The following is a 25,933-nucleotide window of genomic DNA, read 5'->3' on the forward strand; positions in this document are numbered from 1 at the left end:
TTTCGCGTATGGGGGATCTTTGGCAGGTAGAAATGAAAAACGGGCCGTGAGGCCCGTTTTTACTTGCATTCTGGCGGAAAGGGTGGGATTCGAACCCACGGTACGGTATAACCGTACACCGGATTTCGAGTCCGGCGCATTCGACCACTCTGCCACCTTTCCTTGTACTTCACTTCACCAAGCTTGGTCGTCGTTTGGCGAAGCGAAGATTATAGGACAACCAAACGAACATTCCAAGTCTTTTTTGCAAAGCGACGTGAGAAGCGTCTCAATCGACGCGCCCTACCGCGATCAGCGCGCCGACGCGGCCTCGATGCGCTCGATACCGCCGAGATAAGGCCGCAGTGCAGCCGGTACCGTCACCGAGCCGTCCGCATTCTGGAAATTCTCCAGCACGGCAACGAGCGTGCGCCCCACAGCCAATCCCGAACCGTTCAATGTATGCACGAGTTCCGGCTTGCCCTGTGCGTTGCGATAGCGGGCCTGCATGCGCCTTGCCTGAAACGCCTCAGTATTCGAGCAGCTCGAAATCTCGCGGTAAGTGTTTTGCGCCGGCAGCCACACTTCGAGGTCGTACGTCTTCGCCGCAGTAAAGCCCATGTCGCCCGTGCACAGCGTCATCACGCGATACGGAAGCTCGAGTTTCTGCAAAATCGCCTCGGCATGCGTCACCATCTGCTCGAGCGCGTCGTACGAGGCTTCCGGTGCCACGATCTGCACCATCTCGACCTTGTCGAATTGATGCTGACGGATCATGCCGCGCGTGTCACGGCCATAGGAACCCGCCTCAGAGCGAAAGCATGGCGAGTGCGCCGTCAGCTTCACCGGCAACGCCGCGGCGTCAAGAATGCTCTCGCGGACAGTGTTCGTCAGCGAGATTTCGGACGTTGAGATCAGGTACTGCGTGACAAGATTCTCGCCGCCGCCCTTCTCCACGCGGAACATGTCGTCGGCAAACTTCGGCAACTGCCCCGTACCGTAAAGGACCTCGGGATTGACGATGTACGGCGTATATACCTCGCTGTAACCGTGCTCCTGCGTTTGCGTATCGAGCATGAACTGCGCGAGCGCCCGATGCAGCCGCGCCATCGCGCCGCGCAGCACCGTGAAACGCGCGCCGGACAGTTTCGCGCCGGTCTCGAAGTCAAGCCCAAGCGGCGTGCCGATATCGACATGGTCCTTGACGTCGAAATCGAATTGGCGCGGCGTACCCCAGCGGCGTGCCTCGACGTTGCCCGTCTCGTCGTTGCCCACGGGCACACTCGCATCCGGCACATTCGGCATTTCAAGCATGAACTTCGACAAGCGCGCCTGCACGTCCTCGAGCTGCGCCGCTGAAGCCTTCATCTCGTCACCGATGCCACCCACTTCGGCCATCAGCGTCGATGCATCCTCGCCGCGCCCTTTCATTGCACCGATCTGCTTCGACAGACTGTTGCGACGCGATTGCAACTCTTCGGTGCGTGTCTGGATGGCACGGCGTTCGGCCTCGAGTGCCGAAAACGCTGCGACGTCGAGCGTGTAGCCACGTGCGGCAAGGCGCTTCGCGACACCATCGAGGTCTTTGCGCAACAACTGGATGTCGAGCATGGGATCTAGTGCTATATGTGATGTAAAAACGCGATTTTAGCGCACCCGGCTCGAGGCTCGCGCCCACTTTGTCGTGGGCGCGTCACTTTCCCTGCGTTAGCCGCCTTTCGGCTTGTGCGCCGCGCGCCATGTGGCGTCGAGATCTGCAAGCCGCGCCAGCTTTTCCCCAATTTTGCCCTCAAGCCCGCGTGGCGTCGGCTGATACCAGTGCGGCTCGCGCATGCCGTCCGGCATGTACGTTTCGCCCGCCGCATAGGCATCGGGCTCATCATGCGCGTAACGATACTCGTGGCCGTAGCCGAGTTCTTGCATCAGCTTCGTCGGCGCGTTGCGCAAATGGACGGGTACCGCACGCGAGCGGTCCTTCGCCACAAAGCTGCGCGCTTCGTTATAAGCGACGTAGCCGGCATTCGATTTCGGCGCAACCGCCAGATAGATCACCGCCTGCGCAAGTGCCAGTTCCCCCTCCGGCGTGCCCAGCCGCTCATAAGTCTCGGCGGCATCGAGCGCGACGCGCGCCGCGCGGGGGTCGGCAAGACCGATATCCTCCCAAGCCATTCGCACAAGACGGCGCGAGAGATAACGCGCGTCGGCACCGCCATCGAGCATGCGGCAGAACCAATACAGCGCGCCGTCCGGGTTGCTGCCGCGTACCGACTTATGCAGCGCGCTGATCTGGTCATAGAACGCATCGCCGCCCTTGTCAAAGCGACGCAAATTCTCGGTCAGTGCACTCGCGATCAACGCGTCGTCGATCACGTCGGCCGCTTGTGCTGCCGCCGCCCGCGCGACGATCTCGACATTGTTCAACAGCTTTCGGCCATCTCCGTCCGCCGAGCCGATCAGCGCCGTCCTCGCTTCGTCCGTCGCTCGGATACCGCCCAGCTCGGCAAGTGCGCGTTCGAGCAGTTGGCGCAGCTCGTCGTCGTCGAGGCTTTTGAGCACGTACACAGCAGCGCGTGAGAGCAACGCGCTATTGACTTCGAACGACGGATTCTCTGTCGTCGCACCGATAAATACGAAAAGGCCCGATTCGACGTGCGGCAAGAATGCGTCCTGCTGGCTTTTGTTGAACCGATGCACTTCGTCAACAAAAACGAGCGTGCGACGCCCACGCGCACGATGCCCCTGAGCCACCTCCACGGCTTCGCGAATGTCTTTCACCCCGGAGAGCACGGCGGACAACGCGATGAACTCGGCATCGAAGGCGTTCGCCATGAGTCGCGCGAGCGTGGTCTTGCCGACGCCCGGCGGCCCCCAAAGAATCATCGAATGCGGCTCGCCCGATTCGAACGCGACCCGCAGTGGCTTCATCGGCCCAAGCAGATGCGTCTGGCCGATGACCTCATCGATGTTACGCGGTCGCAGCTGTTCGGCGAGCGGCACGGCGACACGGGGATCTTCAAACATGGTGGTGACCCACTCTCACGTGGCTCCTGTATGGCGCTACCGGCGGCACGCGTTGCGATGTGCTAAGCCGCCGCCACGCATGCGCTCGGGAAGCGCCGATCTAACCGTTGATGACGTCGGCACCCTTCGGCACCGCAAATTTGAAGGCATCCGGCTTCAGCGGCGGATTCTTTTGAATGTTCGAAAACGTGAGCAGCGTCACATTGCCGAATACGTCATGCAATTCCATCGCCTGGAGGTTGCCGTCGCGAAAGCCGATGCCCACGCTTTCAAACTGGGTGTCGCGCGACTTCGGCGTCAGCTCGAGCCAATCGATGCCGCCCTTCACGCCCGCATCGCGCAAAGTGAAGTTCTGGTCGAGATCGTTGCTGCCGAATAGAATCGCCGCAGGGCTCGCGCCCAACGCGCCGCCGAGCTTGCGAATCGTGACCTGATTCAAATCCTTGTCGTAGACGTAAAGATTTTCACCATCTGCTTGCAACACTTGTTCATACGGCTTCTCATAGGTCCAGATGAACTTGCCGGGCCTCGAGAACACGAACGTCCCGCTCGACGTGCCGGAGACCATCGGCTGCACCGAACCGTTCGCCGCCTGTGCCTTGGAAGGAGCCTTCGTCTCCTGCTGTACGAATTCGCCGCGCGCCGCGTGCACCTGCGCGACGAATGCCTTCAATTGCTCCGTGCCACTCGCGAATGCTGGGGTCGTGACGACGAGCGCCGCGCTCAGTAAAGCGGTGAGAATGCGTCGGCCCGCCGCACCCACGGCAAGACCGCGAGCCGCGAGCGACAGCGAACGAGGGGCGTAAAGCCGAAAACGATGCTGCATAAAATCGATCTCCATGATGAACTGGGCTTGATCGCGATGCTGGAAGCCCGCTGCGCGCCGCGTCACACGCCTAAGCAGGCTGTAAGCGAAGCGAGCGGTGCTGTGATCCCTGGTGGGTCGTTGCCCGCCTAGTCGCTATCGCGCGCGGGCACGAGAATCTCACGATTGCCGCTGGACGACATCGCTGAGACGAGCCCCGACTGCTCCATTTGCTCGAGCAGCCTCGCCGCTCGGTTATAGCCGATGCGCAAATGTCGCTGCACGAGCGAGATCGACGCCCGCTTGTGCTTGACGACGACCTCCACGGCCTGATCGTAAAGCGGATCGGATTCCCCACCGCCCGCTCCGGCGCCGCCTGCCGCATCGGAACCTTCCTCGCCCTCGCCAGCCACCCCGCCTTCGAGGAGGCCTTCGATGTAATTCGGCTCGCCCTGCTCTTTCAGTTTCTCGACGACGCGATGCACCTCATCGTCCGAGACGAAGGCGCCGTGCACGCGCACGGGCAACCCGGTGCCAGGCGGCAAATACAGCATATCGCCCATGCCCAGCAGTGATTCGGCGCCCTGCTGATCGAGAATCGTACGCGAGTCGATTTTCGACGACACCTGGAAGGCCATGCGTGTCGGCACGTTAGCCTTGATGAGGCCCGTGATGACGTCCACGGAGGGACGCTGTGTGGCGAGAATCAGGTGAATGCCGGCCGCACGTGCCTTTTGCGCGATCCGCGCGATCAACTCCTCCACCTTCTTGCCGACGACCATCATGAGATCGGCGAGCTCGTCGATGACCACGACGATGTTCGGCAGCCGTGTGAGCGGCTCGGGCTCCTCAGGCGTGAGGCTGAACGGATTGGGCAGCTTCTCCTCGCGTTTTGCCGCCTCGTCGATCTTGTTGTTGTAGCCCGCGAGGTTACGCACGCCCAGCTTGCTCATCAGCTTGTAGCGGCGCTCCATTTCGGCGACCGTCCAGTTGAGCGCGTGGCCGGCCTGCCGCATGTCGGTGACGACAGGGCACAACAGGTGCGGTATGCCTTCGTACACGCTCATTTCGAGCATCTTCGGATCGATGAGGATCATCCGCACTTCTTCCGCGCTCGCCTTGTAGAGGAGCGAGAGGATCATGGCGTTGATGCCCACCGATTTGCCCGAGCCTGTCGTGCCTGCCACCAGCAGGTGCGGCATTTTCGCTAGATCGGCGCATACAGGCTTGCCGCTGATGTCCTTGCCGAGGCCCATCGTCAGCTTCGAGCTCGCATCGGCATACACCTCGGAGCCGAGAATTTCGGAGAGCCGCACGGTTTGCCGGCGTTGGTTCGGCAACTCGAGCGCCATGTAGTTCTTCCCCGGGATCGTTTCGACGACGCGAATCGAGACGAGCGAAAGCGAGCGCGCAAGGTCCTTAGCCAGGCCGACGATCTGGCTGCCTTTGACGCCTATGGCGGGCTCGATTTCATAGCGCGTGACGACGGGCCCCGGGTACGCGGCCACGACACTGACTTCGACACCAAAATCTTTCAGCTTCTTTTCAATGAGTCGCGAGGTGAACTCGAGCGTGTCGGCCGATACCGTTTCCTGCACGGCGGGCGCAGCATCGAGCAGCGAAACCGGCGGCAGCGCCGTATCGCCCGGCAAATCCGTGAAAAGCGGTACCTGCCTTTCTTTCTCGACGCGCTCGGATTTCGCCGGCGCAACGACGGGCGGTACGATGGTGACCGGCTCCTGCTCTTCGAACCGCACGCGGCTTTGCTCCACTTTCCCCTCACGCTTGACGGCAGCCGCTTCTCCCAGCTTACGGTCACGGCCCGCTTCGCGATGCAGCTTCGCGAAGGTCACGGCAGAGATGATCTTGTCGCCGACAATCTCAGCCACCGACAACCACGAAAATCGGAAGTAAAGCGATAGTCCTACGGCCAGCGCGATCAAGAGCGCGAGCGTGCCGCCCGTGAAACCAAGCGCATGCGAAACGCCACGGGCCACGGCGTCGCCGACGATGCCGCCCGGTGCGCGCGGCAGCGGCACGCGCAGCGACCACATGCGTAGCGCCTCGATGCCGTCGCAGGCGAGCACCACAAGCACGAATGCGAACGCGTCCGTAAGCCAGGAACCGCGCGGCGGCGCCTCCTCGACATCCTCGTCCTCGTGCAACGTCATGCGCCGATAGTTGGCGGCGATGCGCCGCGCGAGCAGCACCACCCACCAATATGCGCAGAGGCCAAAGAGCTGCAACAGGATGTCCGACGTCCAGGCGCCGACGCGGCCTGCCCAATTCGAGATGTGATCGACCTGGGCCGCATGCGTCCAGCTGGGGTCCCCTCGGCTGTAGCTGACGAGCGCCATCGCCAGGAATACGCAAAGCGCGACCTGCAGAATCCAGCGAATCTCGGTGAATAGACGCGACATGCGATGCGGCAGGGCTTGCGCGTGTGCAGAATAAGGTGCTTTGGCCATGAATCCGTCAAGATTGGGCGGGCCGCCGAAATATGCGCAGCGCGCCGATCGTACGATTCGGCATATTGTAAACGTTGCTTCGCGCGACTGGCTGTAAATGACGGTAACCACGCGTGGCGCCACCGCACGGGGCGACTATCGCTACGATTGAAATTCCCCTGCCGGCAAGGCGCCGCAAGCCCCTTTATAATGCGCGGGTACGCCCCACCTACGGTTGTAGCGAGTCCCTGGTGGACGAGCGCGAGCCCTGTGTCCGCTTTCCGCCTTCGGCCTTCCGATCATCGCTCACCGTCTTTCTTACGGATTAAGCCCATGTCGACGCGCAAACACGCCAAAGTCCTCATCCTCGGTTCCGGTCCCGCCGGTTACACGGCAGCCGTCTACGCTGCGCGCGCCAACCTGTCGCCCCTGCTCGTCACCGGACTCGCACAAGGCGGCCAATTGATGACGACCACCGACGTCGAAAACTGGCCGGCCGATCCGAACGGCGTCCAGGGCCCTGAGTTGATGCAACGGTTCCTCGAGCACGCCGAACGCTTCAACACGGAGATTGTGTTCGACCATATCCACACCGCCAAGCTCGATGAGAAGCCGATCCGGCTCATCGGCGATGCGGGCGAGTACACCTGCGACGCCCTCATCATCGCGACGGGCGCGTCAGCACAGTACCTCGGGCTCCCATCGGAAGAAGCGTTCATGGGCCGCGGCGTTTCGGCGTGCGCTACCTGCGACGGCTTCTTTTACAAACAACAGGAAGTCGCCGTGGTGGGCGGCGGCAACACGGCCGTGGAGGAAGCGCTGTATCTGGCCGGTATCGCGAGCAAGGTAACGGTCATCCACCGTCGCGACAAGTTCCGCGCGGAGCCGATCCTGATCGATCGCCTGCTGGCAAAGGAAAAGGAAGGCGTAGTCGAGATCAAGTGGAACCATGTGCTCGACGAGGTGACGGGTGACGACTCGGGCGTCACCGGCGTTCGCATCAAGCATGCGCAGTCGGGCGAGACGACGGGCATCGCTTTGCAAGGCGTTTTCGTCGCGATCGGGCACAAGCCGAACACGGACATCTTCGCAGGCCAGCTCGAGATGAAAAACGGCTACATCATCACGAACGGCGGTTTCAGCGGGAATGCGACGGCTACGAGCGTTCCGGGCGTTTTTGCGGCCGGTGACGTGCAAGACCACGTCTATCGCCAGGCAATCACGAGCGCCGGCACCGGTTGCATGGCCGCGCTCGACGCACAGCGCTACCTCGAGAGCATCCATGAGATTGACCAAGAACATGTGATGAGCCAGGAAGCCGACCGATAAAAGCCTGCCATTGAAGGGGCCTGCGCCTTCGCATCTCGAGAATCACTGATGGCTAAACAACGATCTCATCCGGGTGGCAGCAAGCCCGTGAGCAGCGCAGGCAGTGCAAGCGCGCGAGGTACCGGCCTCTCGGACCTCGCCGCTTTGCGCGACGCGCTGAAGGACAGCGCCGCCGAACGCGAGCGCGAGCGTATCGCTGCGGCCAAAGCAGCTCGTGAGGCGGCTGCCGAGGCCGAAATCTTTCGCCGCGAGATCGGTGAAGTCAAGCCACTCCACGCACCACCTCGCGCCCAGCACGGCCGCACGCCCCCTCCCGCCGTGCCGACCCAGACGCAGCGCGATGAGCAGGCTGTGCTCAACGAGGCGATCTCGGACGAATTCGATCCGGAAGTCCTGCTCGATACCGACGAAACGCTTTTCTACTGCCGCCCCGGCATCAGTCATGAAGTCGTTCGCAAATTGCGGCGCGGACACTGGATTGTGCAGGCACAGCTCGACTTGCACGGCATGCGCCGCGACGAGGCACGGGAGGCGCTCTCCGAGTTCATCCGCGATGTAGGCAAGCGCGGCTTGCGCTGCGTTCGCGTGATTCATGGCAAGGGCTTGGGCTCCGTCGGAAAGGAGCCCGTGCTCAAAGGGAAGGTGCGCGCATGGCTCGTTCAGAAGAGCGAAGTCATCGCGTTTTGCCAGGCACGCGAGAACGACGGCGGCGCGGGCGCCGTGCTCGTACTCTTGCAGCCCCGCGCCGCGAGCTAGTCCACCGTAAGGCCCAAAGGGCGACCACACACTGTCCGGGTTCGGTATTCGCGCATTCGCATATTCGCGTGTTTGGTCGTCAACGCGCTTGCAAGCGGCGTGATTGCCGCAATGAATTCGACCCCATCGCTTGAATTGTCCCGTTCGAACCGAAGGCGCTCTGTGGCGCCGCGAGCGGCAACGTTAGCAACGGCGTCACCGCCGCTCTGCGTCAGGCGATTCGCTCTTCGGTCGTCGGGTCGAACAGCACAGCCTTCGACACATCAAAAAGCAGCGTGATATGTTGCAGCGGCTGTGGATTCGATGCTGGATGCACGCGGCTTACCGCCCGTTTGCCGTTCACTTGCGCGAAAACCAGGGTATCGGGGCCCGTCGGCTCGATCACGTCGACCTTGACTTCGATCGGCTGCACGGTCTCATTGCCGCATTCGTGCACGCCACGTGCATCCGTGATGCGCTCGGGGCGCAAACCCAAGATGACGTTGCGATCCAGAGATCCCTTCAAGCGATTAACATCAAACGGCAGGTTGAGCACGCTGCGCGTCACACCCGTGTCAATTTCGATACCCACTTTCGCGCCCTGCTCAACCAGCCTTCCTTCGATGAAGTTCATCGGCGGCGCGCCGACAAACCCCGCCACGAAAAGGTTCGACGGTGAATCGTAGATGTCCTGAGGTGCACCGAACTGCTGCACGATGCCGTCTTTCATCACGGCAATGCGGTCCCCGAGCGTCATCGCCTCGATCTGATCGTGTGTCACATACACGATCGTCGTGCCCAATCGTTGATGGAGCAGCTTGATCTCCGAGCGCATCTCGAGGCGTAGCTTCGCGTCGAGATTCGATAGAGGCTCATCGAACAGGAACATCACGGGATCGCGTGCGAGCGCGCGCCCCATCGCGACGCGCTGACGCTGCCCACCAGAAAGCTGCCCAGGCTTGCGATCGAGCAAGTGTTCGATCTGCAGCATCTGCGAGACGCGCTCGACGATTTGCGCCTGCTCGCGCTTGGGCACCTTGCGGATGTTCAGGCCGAAGGAAATGTTCTCTCGTACCGTCATCGATGGATACAGCGCGTACGACTGAAACACCATGGCAATATCGCGATCCTTCGGCGACAAATCGTTGACGACACGACCGTCGATGCAAATCTCGCCCTTCGTGACAGACTCCAGGCCGGCAATCATGTTGAGCAAGGTCGACTTCCCACAGCCCGAACCACCCACGAGAATCAGGAACTGGCCATCCTCGATTTCAATATCAACGCCCTTGAGGACAGGCACGCCGTTCGGGTAGGTCTTATGAACGTCGCGGATGGAAAGGCTTGCCATGCTGAAGATCCCTTGTCTGCTATGCCGCTTTCAAATGGACGATGCTTCGTTGCGTCCGTGCCCGGTGCACGCCCCCACCCCATCGCCTGCCCGTGTCGGCGCGCAACGAGGAGCACGACTCACTAACCCTTCACTGCACCGGCCGTGAGCCCTCGCACAAAATAGCGCCCTGCCAGTACATAGACGAAGAGCGTCGGCAATGCCGCGATAATCGCGCCGGCCATGTCGACGTTGTATTCCTTGACGCCCGTCGATGTGTTGACAAGGTTATTCAGCGCCACGGTGATGGGCATCGAGTCGACACCCGAAAATACGATGCCGAACAGGAAATCGTTCCAAATCTGCGTGAATTGCCAAATCACGCAGACCATGAAGATCGGCAGCGAGACGGGCATCAGAATGCGCACGAAGATTGTGAAGAAGCCGGCGCCGTCGATACGCGCGGCCTTGACGAGTTCGGACGGCACGCCGACATAGAAGTTGCGGAAGAACATCGTCGTGAACGCGATGCCATATACAACATGCACGAACACGAGGCCAGGAATGGTATTGGACAGGCCGATGAAGCCAAGCAGCCGTGCCATCGGGAGCAAAATCGTCTGGAACGGAATAAAGCAGCCGACGAGCAGCATCGTGAAAATGGCATCCGCTCCACGAAACCGCCAATGCGTGAGCACATAGCCGTTGAATGCGCCAACGATCGATGAAATCAGCACGGCCGGAATGACCATGTAGATCGAATTCATGAAGAACGGCCGCATGCCCTCGCAACGCACACCCGTGCAAGCCTCGCTCCACGCCTTGATCCAGGGCGCGACGCTCCAGTGCAAAGGTGGTGTGAGGAGGTTGCCTGTACGCAGTTCGTCGATGTCTTTGAACGACGTCGATAGCATGACGTAGATCGGCAACAGGAAGTAAAGCGCGAACAGCAGCAGCGCCGCATAAATGACAGCACGGCTGATCGTCATTTCTTTCAACCCGTTCGTCCACCCAAGCGTACTGCACGCCCCCTCGGGGGGCAGCGAGCGTGGGAGCCGTTCAGCCTTATGCATGGCGGGTGCTCCTCGATTCGAGATACATGAGCGGCACGAGCACAGCGACGACAGTGGCCAGCATCATCATGGAGGACGCCGCACCAACGCCGAGCTGCCCGCGGTTGAACGAGAACGTGTACATGAAGATGGCCGGCAATGACGACGAGGTGCCGGGCCCGCCCGCCGTCATGGCAACGACGAGATCGAACGTCTTGATTGCGATGTGGCAAAGGATCAGCAGCACCGAAAAGAACACGGGACGCATGCTCGGGACCACGATCTTGCGATAGATGGTGGGCAGCGTAGCGCCGTCGACTTGGGCGGCCTTGAAGATTTCGGCATCGACACCGCGCAGCCCAGCCAAAAAGAGCGCCATGACGAAGCCCGTCGACTGCCAAACGGCGGCGATCACGATGCAAAAAATTGCCTTGTCCGGATCGCCGAGCCAATTGAATGAAAAGCCCGTCCAGCCCCAATCGTGCATGATTTTTTCAAGCCCGAGGCCGGGGTTCAAAATCCACTGCCATGCGGTGCCCGTCACGATGAAAGACAGCGCCATTGGGTATAGGAACACCGCGCGCAGCGCGCCTTCATGACGAATCTTTTGATCAAGCAGAATCGCGAGGAAAAGACCGAGCCCGATGCAGACAGCAATGAAGGGAATGGCGAACCAGCCCAGATTCTTCGCCGATGTCCACCACACGTCGTTGTTGAAAAGCTCCGCATAGCGGTCAAGACCGGCGAACTTGTAGTTCGGCATCAGCCGCGATTTGGAAAACGACAGATAGCCCGTGACGGCGACGAAACCGTAGACGAAGACCAAACTGATCAGTACGCTCGGACCCAGCACGAGCTTCGGCATCCAGCGATCGGCGAGCGTCGCGTACAAGGACGTGCGATGACGCGCCGGCGTGACCGCATTGCCTTTGCCGCTGATGAAGGCAGCCACTACTCGACTCCTAAGGCTTATCTGCCGCCCGCTCTGCTCGACGCATATCGATTGCGAACAGGGCGGCCTCGGTGATGCGGGCGGCGACGCAACATCGCGCATCGCCGGCCCACCCGGCTTACTTCGTCTTTGCAGCACGCGCGAGCGCGTTGACGGCGTCTTGTGACGTCTGATTCGAGTTCATGAACTTCGTCACGACATCGCTAATTGCGCCCGCAACCGCATCGGATTGCGCCATGCCGTGCGCCAGCGACGGCACGTAGCCGCCTGAATCGATCGCGACCTGCTCGTCGTTGTAGGATTTCTTGGCGCAATCGTCGGATTTCGCCATCGGCGCACCGAGCCGCACCGGGATGGAACCCTTATAGAAGCTGAACTGCTCCTGGAACGCGGGGTTCATGATTTCCTTGGCCATCGCAAGCTGGCCTGGCGTCGCTGTATCCCGCCCCTTTTGCTTGAAGAAGACGAAGGAATCGACATTGAACGTATAGGCGTTTGAAGTGCCCGGTACCGGCGCGCAGATGAAATCGGCACCCGATTTCTTCCCTGCACTCGCGAACTCGCCCTTCGCCCAATCGCCCATGAATTGCATGCCGGCATTGCTGCGGATGACCATGGCCGTTGCCAGGTTCCAATCGCGGCCCGTACGACCCTGATCGAAGTAACCCTGAATCTTTCGAACCGTGTCGAACGCTTGCATCATCTGCGGCGACGTCAGCGTCTTCTGATCGAGATCGACGATCGCCTTCTTGTAAAAATCGGCCCCCTGCGAAAGCACGACGTCTTCCCATAGCGTCAGCTCCTGCCACGACTGCCCCCCCATTGCGACCGGCGTGATGCCTGCAGCTTTCATCTTGTCCGCAACCGCGAAGAACTCGGGCCATGTCGTTGGCACCTTTCCGCCCGCCTTGTCGAGCGCTGCCTTGTTGATGTACAGCCAATTCACGCGGTGCACCGAGAACGGCGCGGCGACGTAGTGCCCGTCCGCCTGCATGAGCTTGTCGATCGCGGGCGGCAGGCTTGCTTTCCAGTTCTCGCTCTTCGCAACGGAATCGATCGGCACCAGGACGTCCTGCTCGGCCCACTCCTGGATCAGTGGGCCTTTGATTTGCGCTGCCGACGGTGCATTGCCCGAAATGACCTGCGTCTTCAGCGCCGTCATAGCCGCCGCGCCCCCACCGCCCGCGACCGCGAAGTCGTTCCACTTGTACCCCGCTTTCGTCATGTCATCCTTCAACACGCCGACGGCCTTCGACTCGCCGCCCGAGGTCCACCAATGCAGCACCGCGACGGATTCGGCCGCCTGCGCACGAGACACGCTCAGCATGAGCGGCGTGACGCACAGCACAGCCATGATCGCGCGAAGTTTCATTTTTTATCTCCTCCGAATGTGAACCGGGAACGAAGCGCCCCGCTCGTTTTTGCTGGGGAACGGTAGTCGGTGTGGAAGACACCGCGCGCTGCATCGGAGCTGCACGGTGCACGTGTACGGCCCCGGGAGCATGCCCGGCCGCCATATTCATCTTAAGAAATGAGGGGTGCGTAACTGAACGACTGCCTCCTGTCTGATTGTTTTATGTCTGGCCCGAACCGCGTCGGCCAGCAAAGCCCGGAGGCCCCGGCGCGCTGAAAGCCAACCGCCGCATAGCGCTGCTAAGATGCACCGCTTAATGCTGATCGGCTGCGCCAGCAAGGCTTTGGAGCAAAATCAACGCATGCTCCAAAGCCATCGCGGCGCATGCTTTTTGCAGCAACCGTCGTTATGTCTTGATTTGAATTGTAGTTAAACTACAATTTGGTGTCAAAATTATTTTTATAACGCTACATGCGGGGGAGGTCACCCACTCGAACACGCTTGAAGCAAGGGACTGAAGCAAAGTTTTGCGTCACAACCCGATGCCCCCGCCGCAGGCTGCGCCGGGCAACCCTCGACTCGACATTCGAATTACGACCCATGCAAATCGACTCAGGCTTTACCTTCGTTCTCTTCGGCGGGACCGGCGACCTGTCGATGCGAAAAATTCTTCCGGCGCTCTACGAGGCCCATCGCGCCGGCATGCTGTCCGAGCACGGCCGGATTGTTGCCGTCGCGCGGCATGCCGCCGATCTGCACGGCTACCTCGAATGGGTGAACACCCATGTCAAAGCGCATGTCGACGCAAACGGCTTCGATGAAGGTGCCTGGACGCGCTTCATCGAGCGCATCGACTACGTGAACCTCGACCTTGGCAAGCCGGAAGACTTCACACTGCTGCGCGACAAGCTGGAAGGACATGCCGGCATACGCGTGTTCTACCTCGCCACAGGGCCGTCGCTGTTCGTACCGATCTGCCGTGCACTCGCATCGGTCGGTCTCCATACCCACTCGCGCATCGTCCTTGAGAAGCCACTCGGCTACGACCTGCGCTCGTCGAATGCCATCAACGACGCCGTCGGCGAAATCTTCGCCGAGGACCAGATCTACCGTATCGACCACTATCTCGGCAAAGAGCCCGTGCAGAATCTGCTGGCGCTTCGATTCGGCAATGCGCTTTTCGAGCCGTTGTGGCGTCGGGAGTGGGTGGAGAGCATTCAGATCACGATTGCCGAGGAGCTCGGCGTCGAAGGGCGCGGCAACTTCTACGACAACACCGGCGCGCTGCGCGACATGGTCCAGAACCATCTGCTGCAGCTGCTTTCCATTGTCGCCATGGAGCCGCCGCATTCGATGGACTCCGATTCGGTGCGCGACGAAAAGCTACGTGTGCTGCGCGCGCTCAAGCCGATCGACGCGCGCGATATCTCGAAGGTAGCCGTCCGCGGGCAGTATCACGCGGGCGTCATCAAGGGCACCTCAGTGCCGGCGTATACCGCCGAGCCTGGCGTGGATCCGCAAAGCAAGACCGAGACGTTCGTCGCGGTGAAGGCGGAAATCGAGAACTGGCGCTGGGCCGGCGTGCCGTTCTTCTTGCGTACCGGCAAGCGCCTTGCGGAACGGGTCGCCGAAATCGTCGTCAACTTCCGCCCCGTTCCTCATTCGGCACTCGGCGCTGCAGCGTTGCGCCCAGGCAGCAACCGGCTCGTGATTCGTTTGCAACCCAACGAATGGATTCGCCTCTTTTGCCTTGCCAAGCAGCCGGGCGAAGGGATGAATCTCGCCAGTGTCCACCTTGATCTCGCGTTCGATCAATTTTTCCGCGAAGGCCAAATGGAGGCATATCAGCGGTTGCTGCTCGATGTGATCCACGGGCGCCTCGCGCTCTTCGTGCGGCGCGACGAGCAAGAAGCGGCCTGGCGCTGGGTTGAGCCGATCCTCAACGAATGGTCCGCATCCAACAAGCCACCGAAGCCGTACGCCGCAGGGACGTGGGGACCCGCCGCTTCCAGCGCGATGCTCGCGCAGCATGGCACGTGCTGGTTGGAAGAAGAGAACTAAGCGTGTTCGGATATCCCGCACTGAGCGCCCCGCCTGCGGGGCACTCGACTCAATTTGAAAGCGACCGAAACATCCGATGCAACCCAGAAAAAACAGTCTGGAGGAGAAGTGATCGAACTTCATGCCTTTGACGACCCGCGCGCTCAAGCAGCTGCGCTGGCAAAAGCGGTCAGTGACGCGCTTGCTGCGTCACTCGCCCAGGCGGACGCCGCATCGCGCGCGACGCTCGCGGTGTCTGGCGGCACCAGTCCCCGCGCGTTCTTGCAAGTGCTCGGCAGCGAGCAGCTTGACTGGCCGCGCGTCGACGTCACGCTGGTCGATGACCGGTGGGTTCCCGAGATCGATGCGGCCAGCAACGCTCGACTAGTCCGGGAGACGCTCTTTGACCCAGCGCAGGCCGCCCGAAGCGCGCGGTTCTTGCCGCTCGTCGATGTTGCTTCTGCGCTGAACGCACACGTCGCGGCACTCAATGCTAATCCGACGCACGCGCTGCCCGACGTCGCCGTGCTCGGCATGGGAGAGGACGGCCACACCGCCTCCCTTTTCGCTGACGCACCAGAGTGGCCTCACATCACCGCGGAGACTTGCGAGCGCTTCGTCGCCGTTCATCCCGGCAGTGCGCCGCACCCGCGCGTGAGCTTTTCGCTTGCCGCGCTCAAGCGCGTTCCACACCTTTTTCTGCTGATTGCGGGATCGCGCAAGCGCGACGTGCTCGAGGCGGCGACCGCCGCCTCGCAAGACAATGCCATCTCGAAGCTGGCGAACGACAGGGGAGTCAGACTCGATGTCTACTGGTCTGCGAACTAAGCCGACTTCCGGCAGCGGCAATCGTCCGCATGTCGGCGGTCCGCGGCTCATCGCCGACATCGGCGGCACCAACGCGCGCTTTACGCTCGAAACGGGCCCCAACGAGTTTTCACAGATCCGCGTTTATCGGTGCGCCGATTACCCGGGCCTAGAAGAGGTGCTGAAACAGTATTTGAACGACGTCGGCGCAAGTCAGGTCAATCATGCGGCCATCGCCATCGCCAATCCCGTCGACGGCGATCAGGTCAGTATGACGAATCACAACTGGACGTTTTCGATTGAGGCGACACGTCGCGCCTTCGCCTTCGAAACGCTCCTCGTCGTCAACGATTTCACAGCGCTCGCCATGGCGCTGCCGGTTCTCTCCGAGACCCAGCGGGTTCAGATCGGCGGCGGCACACCCAGACAACACAGCGTGATCGGCCTGCTCGGCCCCGGTACCGGCCTCGGCGTATCGGGACTGATTCCCGCCGACGATCGGTGGATCGCGCTCGGTAGCGAGGGCGGCCACGCCAGCTTCGCGCCCTGTGACGAGCGCGAGGATCTGGTGCTCCAGTTCGCACGCAAACAATGGCCGCATGTCTCGTTCGAGCGCGTGGTGGCGGGCCCTGGCATCGAACTCATCTACCGCGCGCTCGCCGCACGCGACAAGACGCACCTGCCGGCCTCGGTCGATCCGGCGGAGGTCGTCAAGCGCGCCATGGAGGGCGAGCCGCTCGCACTTGAAACTCTCGAATGCTTCTGCGGCATCCTCGGCACATTTGCGGGCAACATTGCCGTGACACTCGGCGCGCTCGGCGGCATCTACATCGGCGGTGGCGTGGTACCGAAGCTTGGCGATTTCTTCGCCCGCTCGTCGTTTCGTGCGCGGTTCGAAGCCAAAGGCCGCTTCGAAGCCTATCTCGCCAACGTGCCGACCTACGTGATCACGGCCGAGTACCCGGCGTTTCTTGGCGTCTCGGCGATTCTCGCCGAACAGTTATCGAACCGCACGGGCGGCTCAACCGCTGTCTTCGAGCGTATCCGGCAGACGCGCGACGCGCTGACGCCGGCCGAACGTCGCGTCGCCGATCTCGCGCTCAACCACCCGCGCTCGATTATCAGCGATCCGATCGTCGATATCGCGCGCAAGGCCGACGTGAGCCAGCCGACAGTCATCCGGTTCTGCCGCTCGCTCGGCTGCCAAGGGCTCTCTGACTTCAAACTCAAGCTCGCCACCGGACTCACCGGGACCATCCCGGTAAGCCATAGCCAGGTCCATGTCGGCGACGCAGCAACCGATTTTGGCGCCAAGGTGCTCGATAACACCGTCTCCGCCATCCTTCAGTTGCGCGACCGCTTGAACTTCGGGCACGTCGAGCGCGCAATCGATATCCTCAATGGCGCACGGCGCATCGAGTTCTATGGGCTCGGCAACTCGAGCATCGTTGCTCAAGATGCGCACTACAAGTTCTACCGCTTCGGCATCCCGACGATCGCCTACGGCGATCTTTATATGCAGGCCGCGTCTGCCGCTCTGCTCGGCAAGGGGGATGTGATCGTCGCAGTGTCGAAGTCCGGACGCGCGCCCGAGTTGCTGCGCGTGCTCGACGTTGCGATGCAAGCGGGTGCGCGGGTGATCGCCATCACCTCGAGCAATACACCGCTTGCCAAGCGGGCAACCGTGGCACTTGAAACCGATCACATCGAGATTCGGGAGTCGCAGTTGTCGATGATTTCCCGGATCTTGCACCTGTTGATCATCGACATCCTGGCCGTCGGCGTCGCAATCCGCCGGGCGGAGCCCAGTTCCGATGTCGCGCAAGCTGTCGCCAAGGCACGCGCCGCAGGCGCTGATGAGGCCGTGGCCATCCTCGATTGGCTCAGCCACGGCACGGCGTCGTCAGGATCCGATTGAACGCTGGGCCACGGCCAGCAGGCATAACTGCCTCCGTCGTCTCGGGACCAAGCGGCGCTGCGCATCCACTCGCCCAAGCGCGGTAACGCCGCGCCGCACACGGGCAGCGCCTTTTCACCCATGTGCCCGCTCTGTAATTTGAACTGCACCCCAAAAGTTGGACACCGGTCCAACCTTTGGGGTGTTTTTCATGGCGAAGTACACAGAGCAGTTCAAGCTATCGGTCATCGAGGCCTACGAATCAGGCCAAAGCGGATTCAGGGATGTCGCGCAACAACATGACGTTGATGAAGCGACGGTACGCCAGTGGGTAGCGGCGTATCGGGCACACGGGGTGACGGGTATCAAGCGCAAGTATGGGCATTACGGCGCGTCGTTCAAGCGCTTGGTGCTGCAGCAAATAGAAAGCGAAGGCCTGTCCGAGCGCGAAGCGGCGGCGCGGTTCAATATTCGGAACCGTTCCGTCATCGGGCTATGGAGACGGCAGTATGATGAGGGCGGTTTAGCCGCCTTATCTGCCCGCCCGCGGGGCCGGCCCAAGAACATGCCGAAACAGCAGCAGCCGATTACACCGCCCTCATCCCCCGATGACGGCACACGCACTCGCCAGGAGTTGCTTGATGAGCTGAACTACCTGCGCATGGAGAACGCGTACCTAAAAAAGCTCGAAGCCTTGGCTCGCAAGCAATCGATGCAGCGCAAAAAGCGCAAATCGTGATCGAGCTAAGGCAGCAGTACTCTCTCACAGGCTTACTGAAGGTCGCTGGCTTGGCCCGCAGCACCTTCTATTACCAGCAAAGGGCGCTGGGTGCCGCCGACAAGTACGCGGCCCTGAAAGCCACGATTCATGAACTGTTCGAGCGGCATAAAGGCCGCTACGGCTATCGGCGCATCACGCTTACGCTGCGCAATCTTGGGCAAACTATCAACCACAAGACCGTGGCTCGCCTGATGGATCAATTGCAACTGAAGTCTCGGGTGCGCGTGAAGAAATACCGCTCCTACAAAGGCACCGTTGGCCGCGTTGCACCCAATGTCCTGCAACGCCAGTTCCAAGCGTAACATCCGAATCAGAAGTGGGTAACCGACGTCACCGAATTCAACGTTGGCGGCCAGAAGCTGTATCTCTCACCGATATTGGATCTCTACAACGGCGAGATCGTCGCTTACGAGACGGCCAGGCGCCCCGAGTTCGGCATGGTGAGCACAATGCTGCGCAAGGCGCTGGCTCGATTGAAGTCGCACGAGCGGCCCATCCTGCACTCGGATCAGGGCTGGCAGTACCAAATGCCTGCGTATCGCCGTCTCTTGCAGCAGCGCACGCTCACGCAAAGCATGTCGCGCAAGGGAAACTGCCTGGATAATGCCGCCATGGAAAGCTTCTTCGGCACGCTCAAGTCCGAGTTCTTCCATCTGGGCCGGTTCCGCAATCTGGACGAATTGCAGGACGGTCTGGCACGCTACATCCACTACTACAACCACGATCGCATCAAGTTGAAACTAAAAGGGCTGAGCCCTGTGCAATACAGGACCCAGCCCAGATAACCCTAGCTTTCCAAACTGTCCAACTTTACGGGGTCAGTTCAATTCCAAGAGCGGGTTCTTCGTTCGACCGCAATCGGGCTCGACTTCTTCTCCACTTCTGCGCGGTCAGCGCATTGAGCGCGAACCCGGCACACCAGCCGGGCGCCCTCCGGTACGCCGATTGGTCGCAGGCTTGTGGGTTTTTTTCCACTCGCAGCGACGACTCGAACAAAAAATGTGTCGCGTACTTGCAACGGCCACCGAATGTTGTAAGTACTCCCTTTCACTAGAAGCAAATCTTTCCGTGCACGTGTTTTTCAAGATAAGAAATCAATCATTGCATCTATCGCAATAATATCCATCAAGGCGGAATTCCCCCGATAAATGGGCCGCTTTCGTCTACCTAATATCGCGTCGACTGCCGGACTCGCGGCGGCGGCCACCCGTTCACCAAACGATCGTAGTCCGCCGCAGCGGACAACCGGGTAGTCGCCTTGCAATTAGAGTTTCGGAGACGTATTAGATGAAAAAATCGCTCATCGCCTTCGCCTTGACGGGCGCCGCTGCCACACCGGCGTTCGCTCAAAGCAGCGTGACGCTGTATGGCCTTATCGACACCGGCTTGACCTACGTGAACAACAATACGAATTCCAGCGGCCGAGGCGTCGGCGCAGTCTGGGCCATGCAAAGCGGCGTGGTTCAGGGCAGCCGTTGGGGCCTGAAGGGATCGGAAGATCTCGGCGGCGGCACGAAGGTCATCTTCCAATTGGAAAACGGTTTCGACGTCAATAGCGGTAAATTGGGGCAGGCTGGTCGCGAGTTCGGCCGTCAAGCCTACATCGGTCTGGCGAACGACACCTACGGTACGCTGACCCTTGGGCGCCAGTACGACCCTGTCGCCGATAACGCGCAAGCGACGACGTTCAACGGCCAATGGGGCGCGCTCTTTTCACACCCCAGCGATATCGACAACACGGACAACGGCTTTCGCGTCAATAACTCGCTGAAGTACGTGTCGCCCTCGTTCAACGGTCTGCGCGCCGAAGGCTTCTATGCCTTCGGTGGACAAGCGGGCCAGTTCGGCCGCGACAGCACAATCGGCGCCGGCCTCAACTACGCGGCCGGCCCCCTCTACCTCGGTGCAGGTTACTTCTTCGCCAAGACACCGCGTGAGCAGTTCAGCGACGGTAATTTCACGACCAATGCGCCAGGAACGCCGCCGGGCGTCTCCACAACGGGCGCATTCGGCTTCGTCGGCACCCCGAGCAGCATGCAGGTCATTAGCGCGGGCGGCACGTACTCGTTCGGCCCCGTTCTTGTCGGTGCGAACTGGTCGAACGCACGCTTCGAAAACGCCGGCGCGGGAACAATCGAAAGCGTTGCCGGCAACACAGCCACGTTCGACACAGCCGAGCTCTGGGGCCAGTACAAGCTCACGCCGGCAGCGACGCTGGGGCTCGGCTATTCGTTCACGTGGGGCAAGGTCGATGCCACCGACAAGCAGCCCAAGTGGGGCCAGCTGAACGCCATTGCCGACTACAGTTTGTCGAAGCGCACGGATGTCTATGTAATGGGTGTCTATCAGCACGCGATTCACACCAACGCTGACATTTACGACGGCAACCCGGGCACTCAATCGTCGACCCGCAACCAGGTTCTCGCGCGCATCGGCATCCGCCACAAGTTCTAAGCGTCAGCAGCGCCGAAAACGAAAACTCGCTGGCTCAAGCCGCGAGAGCCAATGCGAGATCCGCAGTACCTTCGAAAGCGCCGCTGTTGCGGCGCTTTTTTGCACCCGCCGTCACAGTGGCGAGCCGGTGGTCGCGCCTAGCGCGGCATCGCGGTGCCGCGGGCCGGTAATGCGTGCCAGCGCAGCACCACCATACGTCCGATAAAGCAAAGCCCCCCAGTCGCGGCGATCGTCAAACCCATGGCCCTGGGCGTGCCGTCTTGCAGCGCACCGACGAGCAGGCTGGCGAGCGCACCAAGGGCCAGCTGCGCCGCGCCGAACAAGGCGGCGGCCGCTCCCGCGTTGTGCGGATAACGATGCATGAGGTCCGTCGTGCAATTGGCCGTCAGCACACCCACGACACCGACGACGAAAAAGAGCGATACGACGATCGACAAGAGACCGCCCCACCCCGTCAGGCATGCCACTGCCACGGCGAACGATGCGACGCAGCTGACTAGCGATGCTGCGGCGACGAGACGCAGCGAGCCGAAGCGACCGATCAACCTTGTGTTGAGGAAGTTGCCGATCATGATGCCGACGATGTTCAGACCGAAGAGGAAACCGTAATGCTGCGGCCGTACGTGGAAGTACTCGATATAGACGAAGGGTGTGGCCGTGATATAGGCGAACAACGAGGCGAATGCCATCCCCCCGCACAGAAGATGGCCGAGCGCGACGGGATCGGTGAGAAGCCGCCCATAGACGGCGAACGATGCCCACACGCGTGCGTGGACACGCTTCTCCCGTGGCCATGACTCGCGCAAGCGCGTGAAAGCAAGCACCGAGCAAATCGCGCCAACAATCGCGAGCAGGACGAAGATCGTCCGCCAGCCGCCCACCAGCAGCAGTTGACCTCCGATCAGCGGCGCGAACAGCGGTCCCAGGCTCGTCACCAGCGCGATCATCGAGAGAACGCGCGACGCGTCTTGCGGCCGGTGGACGTCGCGTGCGATCGCTCGCGCCATCACCGAAGCCGCGCCCGCGCCCAGCGCCTGCACAAAGCGCATGCCCACCAGCAACGCAATGGAGTTGGCGACTGAGCAGGCAAAGCTTGCCAGCATGAACAGCGCGAGCCCGCCCAGCAGCACGGGCCGCCTGCCGAAGCGATCCGAAAGCGGCCCGTAAAGCAGCATGCCGACCGAGAAGCCCGCCATGAAGCTCGTGAGGGTCACCTGAACGGCCGCGTCGGTGACACCGAAGATACGGGCAATCGCAGGCAGGCTCGGCAAATACATGTCGACGGCAAGGGGTCCGCAGGCGGCCAGCGCCCCTAGCAAGGCAATCAGCCGGATGTCCGGCGCTTGTTTTTCGATTTGGGTCATCCGGAATCTCATCAGGGCCACAGCCGAGTCTTGTCGTTCTGCTTTACTGCGGCGAGAAAAAGGGGCGATTTTACGCAACCGCGGAGCAAATGCAGGGCCATCTGCCCGTCCCGATTGCAGGCCTCCGGTACAATTCAAGGAACCGCCCGGCCGCGCGAGGCGGGCCGGCGTCTGGCCGGTCATGCGCCCCGCGGGACGGCTCATCACAGAAGCAGCCCCATCCCATGACCACCAATCAAGAACTTTTCGAACGCGCGCAACGCTCGATTCCCGGCGGCGTCAACTCGCCTGTGCGTGCCTTTCGTTCAGTCGGCGGCACGCCACGTTTTGTTGCCCGCGCACAAGGCCCTTACTTTTGGGACGCCGAGGGCGTGCGCTACATCGATTACATCGGCTCGTGGGGGCCGATGATCCTCGGCCACGCCCATCCCGAAGTCCTCGAAGCCGTGCAGCGCGTGCTCGTCGACGGCTTCTCGTTCGGTGCGCCGACCGAAGCCGAAATCGAGATCGCCGAGGAAATCTGCAAGCTGTTGCCCTCGATCAAGCAGGTGCGGCTCGTCTCAAGCGGTACGGAAGCAACGATGAGCGCACTGCGCCTCGCGCGCGGCTTCACGAAGCGCGAGCGCATCGTCAAGTTCGAAGGCTGCTACCACGGCCATGCCGACAGCCTGCTCGTGAAGGCCGGCTCGGGGCTGTTGACGTTCGGCAACCCGACTTCTGCTGGCGTGCCTGCCGACGTTGCGAAGCACACGAGTGTGCTCGAGTACAACAACAGCGAGGCGCTTGAGGCGGCCTTCGCCGCGTTCGGTGACGAAATCGCCGCCGTCATCGTTGAACCCGTTGCCGGCAACATGAATCTCGTGCGCGGCAATCCGGACTTCTTGCAGACGCTGCGCCGGCTTTGCACCCAACACGGCGCCGTGCTGATTTTCGATGAAGTGATGTGCGGCTTTCGCGTCGGGCTCGGCGGTGCACAGGCGCTCTACGGCATCGAACCCGACCTCACCTGCCTCGGCAAGGTAATCGGCGGCGGCATGCCTGCCGCGGCATTTGGCGGCCGGCGAGACATCATGGCGCACCTCGCGCCTGAAGGTGCCGTCTATCAAGCGGGTACGCTGTCGGGCAATCCCATCGCGGTCGCAGCCGGCTTGAAAACGCTGCAGCTGATCCAGGCGCCGGAATTTTACGAGCGCCTCACTGCTCAAACCGCGCGTCTCGCAAACGGGCTCGCCACCGTGGCCCAGGAAGCGGGCGAAGCGTTCTGCGCCGACGCGGTGGGCGGCATGTTCGGCCTCTACTTCACCGAGAACGTGCCAGCGAGCTTCGCCGACGTTTCGCGCAGCGACATCCCCCGCTTCAATGCGTTTTTCCATAAGATGCTGGATGCGGGCGTGTACTTTGCCCCCTCGGCCTATGAAGCGGGCTTCGTCTCGGCAGCGCACGACGATGCCATCATCGATGCGACGATCGACGCCGCGCGCGGTGCGTTTGCCGCGCTGGCGGCTTGACGCACTACACGCCTACCAGCATGTTTTCGGACGACGACTTCAGACATATGCAACGTGCGCTCGCCCTCGCGGCGCACGGCCTGTACACGACGACGCCCAACCCGCGCGTAGGCTGTGTACTTGTCAAAGACGGCACGGTAATCGGCGAGGGATACACGCAACCCGCCGGCCAGGATCATGCCGAAGTGCAAGCACTGAAGGACGCGCGCCAGCGCGGCCATGACCTGAGCGGCGCGACTGCCTACGTAACGCTCGAGCCGTGCAGCCACTTTGGCCGCACACCGCCGTGCGCACATGCTTTGATCGATGCACGCGTCACGCGCGTGATCGCGGCCACGGACGATCCGAATCCGCTTGTATCGGGGCGTGGTCTCGCGATGCTGCGCGAAGCCGGCATCGACGTGCGGTGCGGCTTGCTTGCCAATGAGTCGCGGGAGCTCAACATCGGCTTCGTGTCGCGCATGACGCGCGGGCGGCCGTGGGTGCGCATGAAGGTTGCAGGCTCCCTCGACGGCCGCACGGCACTGCCGAGCGGCGAAAGCCAGTGGATCACCGGTGCTGCGGCCCGCGCCGATGGCCATGCCTGGCGCGCCCGCGCGTGCGCGATTTTGACGGGCATCGGCACGGTTCGCGAGGACGATCCGCAATTGACGGTGCGAGACGTGGCGACGCCGCGTCAGCCGCTGCGCGTGCTCATCGACAGCCGGCTGGAGGCACCGCTGACGGCGCGGATTTTCGAGGGTGCACCGCCGCTCGTGTTCTGCGCACAAATCGATGCGGACAACGCGTCGCGCGCCGACGCACTCGCTGCGCGCGGTGTCGAGGTTGTACCGATTGCGAACGAACGCGGCAAGGTGGATCTGGCTGCCATGCTCAAGGTGCTCGGCGCGCGCGGCATCAACGAGTTGCATGTCGAAGCCGGGCATAAGCTGAACGGCTCGCTGCTGCGCGAGGGATGTGTCGACGAATTACTCGTCTATCTCGCGCCGAGCCTGCTGGGCTCCGATTCAGCCGGCATGTTCAATCTTGCCGCGCCGGCGACGCTCGATGGCCGCACCCGGCTGGCATTTCACGCAGTCGATCGCATCGGCGACGACTTGCGCATCCTCGCGCGGCTTGCGCCGCCTAAGTCGACAGCTTGATCGAAAAGGAAGACAACGATGTTCACGGGTATCGTCGCGGCAGTGGGCCGCATTGAAACGATCAAACCGCTCGGCGGCGACGCGCAGGCCGGCGTACGGCTCACCGTTCGCGCGGGTGCGCTTGACCTGTCAGACGTCGCAATCGGCGACAGCATCGCCATTCAAGGCGCTTGCATGACGGTCGTCGCGAAGACGGCCGATGCGTTTGACGTCGACGTTTCGCGCGAGAGCCTCAACCGTACGGTGGGGCTCGCCGCGCCTGGAGACGTGAACCTCGAAAAAGCGCTGACTGCACACGAACGGTTGGGCGGTCATATCGTGTCGGGCCACGTCGACGGGCTTGGCACCGTCACACGCTTCGCGCCGGTCGGAGAGTCTCATGAATTGCGGGTGCTCGCCCCGGCCGACATTGCTCGATACCTCGCTTATAAGGGATCGGTGACGGTGAATGGTGTCAGTCTCACCGTGAATAGTGTCGAGGATCGCGATGACGGATGCGAGTTCTCCATCAACTTGATTCCGCATACGGTGGAAGTGACGACGCTTAACCAGTTGGCGACTGGGAGCAAGGTCAATCTTGAGATTGATTTGATTGCGCGGTATGTGGAGCGGATGCTTGCATCGTCTCAGGATGGCTATAAATCGTTGAAATGAATCAGTGTTTCGAGAATCGACGTCTGCCTTCGTCTCATTGCGGCACCGTCACGCCACCAGAAAACGGCCTCTCCGATCTACCCCAGCCGGCTGCCTGCCCCGCCAGTATTGGGATCGGCGGCGACGCGCCAAGACCTCGCTAAACAGGTCTCACACAGTTTCGCCAGTTTTCCTGACGTGCAAGCAACCTGCGCTTTCTATTAACGACACTTTGGATTTGAGTGCGAATTCGACTCCGATGGTCGGATAGCAGATTTGCTTTAGCCCAGAGAGCTCACGTCG

At 61.5% G+C, this 25,933-nt stretch carries 18 protein-coding genes, 1 tRNA gene and 1 pseudogene; 10 read left to right on the forward strand and 10 right to left on the reverse strand.

Annotated features, from left to right (window positions below):
• Positions 1–71 precede the first annotated feature (71 nt).
• The 5 genes from VL598_RS01660 to VL598_RS01680 all read right to left on the reverse strand — a co-directional run bounded on the left by VL598_RS01660 (position 72) and on the right by VL598_RS01680 (position 6,273).
• A tRNA-Ser gene (locus VL598_RS01660) sits at positions 72–162 on the reverse strand.
• 129 nt (positions 163–291) lie between these two features.
• Positions 292–1,590: a serine--tRNA ligase gene (serS, locus tag VL598_RS01665; RefSeq protein ID WP_325324963.1), complete on the reverse strand. Its 1,299-nt coding sequence runs from the start codon at positions 1,588–1,590 to the stop codon at positions 292–294.
• Positions 1,591–1,686: 96 nt separating this feature from the next.
• Positions 1,687–3,000 carry a replication-associated recombination protein A gene (locus VL598_RS01670; protein WP_325324964.1) on the reverse strand — a complete coding sequence of 438 codons (1,314 nt, stop codon included), beginning with the start codon at positions 2,998–3,000 and terminating at the stop codon, positions 1,687–1,689.
• A gap of 100 nt (positions 3,001–3,100) precedes the next feature.
• Positions 3,101–3,826, reverse strand: coding sequence for an outer membrane lipoprotein chaperone LolA (lolA, locus tag VL598_RS01675; RefSeq protein ID WP_325324965.1), 726 nt, complete (start codon positions 3,824–3,826; stop codon positions 3,101–3,103).
• 128 nt (positions 3,827–3,954) lie between these two features.
• Positions 3,955–6,273: a DNA translocase FtsK gene (locus VL598_RS01680; RefSeq protein WP_325324966.1), complete on the reverse strand. Its 2,319-nt coding sequence runs from the start codon at positions 6,271–6,273 to the stop codon at positions 3,955–3,957.
• 312 nt (positions 6,274–6,585) lie between these two features.
• Between VL598_RS01680 and trxB the strand changes: the two genes are divergently transcribed.
• Both trxB and VL598_RS01690 read left to right on the forward strand, forming a co-directional pair.
• Positions 6,586–7,581: a thioredoxin-disulfide reductase gene (gene trxB / locus VL598_RS01685; protein WP_325324967.1), complete on the forward strand. Its 996-nt coding sequence runs from the start codon at positions 6,586–6,588 to the stop codon at positions 7,579–7,581.
• 48 nt (positions 7,582–7,629) lie between these two features.
• A complete protein-coding gene (locus VL598_RS01690) occupies positions 7,630–8,337 on the forward strand; it encodes a Smr/MutS family protein (protein WP_325324968.1) in 708 nt (235 codons plus the stop codon).
• Between the two features lie 211 nt (positions 8,338–8,548).
• Here VL598_RS01690 and VL598_RS01695 read toward each other — a convergent pair whose 3' ends face one another.
• From VL598_RS01695 to VL598_RS01710, 4 genes are all read right to left on the reverse strand, one after another.
• Positions 8,549–9,667 (reverse strand): sn-glycerol-3-phosphate ABC transporter ATP-binding protein UgpC, encoded by a 1,119-nt coding sequence (locus tag VL598_RS01695; RefSeq protein WP_325324969.1) that lies wholly within the window; start codon positions 9,665–9,667, stop codon positions 8,549–8,551.
• Between the two features lie 122 nt (positions 9,668–9,789).
• Positions 9,790–10,635, reverse strand: coding sequence for a carbohydrate ABC transporter permease (locus VL598_RS01700; protein ID WP_325324980.1), 846 nt, complete (start codon positions 10,633–10,635; stop codon positions 9,790–9,792).
• 76 nt (positions 10,636–10,711) lie between these two features.
• Positions 10,712–11,650, reverse strand: a complete 939-nt coding sequence (locus VL598_RS01705; RefSeq protein ID WP_325324970.1) for a sugar ABC transporter permease — start codon at positions 11,648–11,650, stop codon at positions 10,712–10,714.
• Between the two features lie 118 nt (positions 11,651–11,768).
• A complete protein-coding gene (locus VL598_RS01710) occupies positions 11,769–13,022 on the reverse strand; it encodes an ABC transporter substrate-binding protein (RefSeq protein ID WP_325324971.1) in 1,254 nt (417 codons plus the stop codon).
• Positions 13,023–13,604: 582 nt separating this feature from the next.
• Between VL598_RS01710 and zwf the strand changes: the two genes are divergently transcribed.
• From zwf to VL598_RS01735, 5 genes and pseudogenes are all read left to right on the forward strand, one after another.
• Complete coding sequence (zwf, locus tag VL598_RS01715; protein WP_325324972.1) at positions 13,605–15,065, forward strand: glucose-6-phosphate dehydrogenase; 1,461 nt, start codon at positions 13,605–13,607, stop codon at positions 15,063–15,065.
• 108 nt (positions 15,066–15,173) lie between these two features.
• Positions 15,174–15,872, forward strand: coding sequence for a 6-phosphogluconolactonase (gene pgl / locus VL598_RS01720; protein ID WP_325324973.1), 699 nt, complete (start codon positions 15,174–15,176; stop codon positions 15,870–15,872).
• Positions 15,850–17,769 (forward strand): bifunctional transcriptional regulator/glucokinase, encoded by a 1,920-nt coding sequence (locus tag VL598_RS01725; protein WP_325324974.1) that lies wholly within the window; start codon positions 15,850–15,852, stop codon positions 17,767–17,769. The genes pgl and VL598_RS01725 overlap by 23 nt, the downstream gene beginning before the upstream one ends.
• A gap of 190 nt (positions 17,770–17,959) precedes the next feature.
• Positions 17,960–19,314: pseudogene (locus VL598_RS01730) on the forward strand (IS3 family transposase).
• Between the two features lie 502 nt (positions 19,315–19,816).
• Positions 19,817–20,983, forward strand: coding sequence for a porin (locus tag VL598_RS01735; protein WP_325324975.1), 1,167 nt, complete (start codon positions 19,817–19,819; stop codon positions 20,981–20,983).
• 137 nt (positions 20,984–21,120) lie between these two features.
• Here the strand turns inward: VL598_RS01735 and VL598_RS01740 are convergent, their stop codons facing one another.
• Positions 21,121–22,347 (reverse strand): Bcr/CflA family multidrug efflux MFS transporter, encoded by a 1,227-nt coding sequence (locus tag VL598_RS01740; RefSeq protein ID WP_325324976.1) that lies wholly within the window; start codon positions 22,345–22,347, stop codon positions 21,121–21,123.
• Between the two features lie 224 nt (positions 22,348–22,571).
• Between VL598_RS01740 and hemL the strand changes: the two genes are divergently transcribed.
• Genes hemL through VL598_RS01755 form a run of 3 tightly spaced genes read left to right on the forward strand, consistent with a single transcriptional unit; the run spans position 22,572 to position 25,651 of the window.
• Positions 22,572–23,855: a glutamate-1-semialdehyde 2,1-aminomutase gene (gene hemL / locus VL598_RS01745; protein ID WP_325324977.1), complete on the forward strand. Its 1,284-nt coding sequence runs from the start codon at positions 22,572–22,574 to the stop codon at positions 23,853–23,855.
• 20 nt (positions 23,856–23,875) lie between these two features.
• Positions 23,876–24,997 (forward strand): bifunctional diaminohydroxyphosphoribosylaminopyrimidine deaminase/5-amino-6-(5-phosphoribosylamino)uracil reductase RibD, encoded by a 1,122-nt coding sequence (gene ribD, locus VL598_RS01750; protein ID WP_325324978.1) that lies wholly within the window; start codon positions 23,876–23,878, stop codon positions 24,995–24,997.
• Between the two features lie 18 nt (positions 24,998–25,015).
• On the forward strand, positions 25,016–25,651 hold the full coding sequence (locus tag VL598_RS01755; RefSeq protein ID WP_325324979.1) for a riboflavin synthase: 636 nt from the start codon (positions 25,016–25,018) through the stop codon (positions 25,649–25,651).
• The last annotated feature ends 282 nt before the right edge of the window (positions 25,652–25,933 follow it).

Source organism: Trinickia sp. (genome assembly GCF_035492435.1).
In the GTDB taxonomy this organism is placed as follows: domain Bacteria; phylum Pseudomonadota; class Gammaproteobacteria; order Burkholderiales; family Burkholderiaceae; genus Trinickia.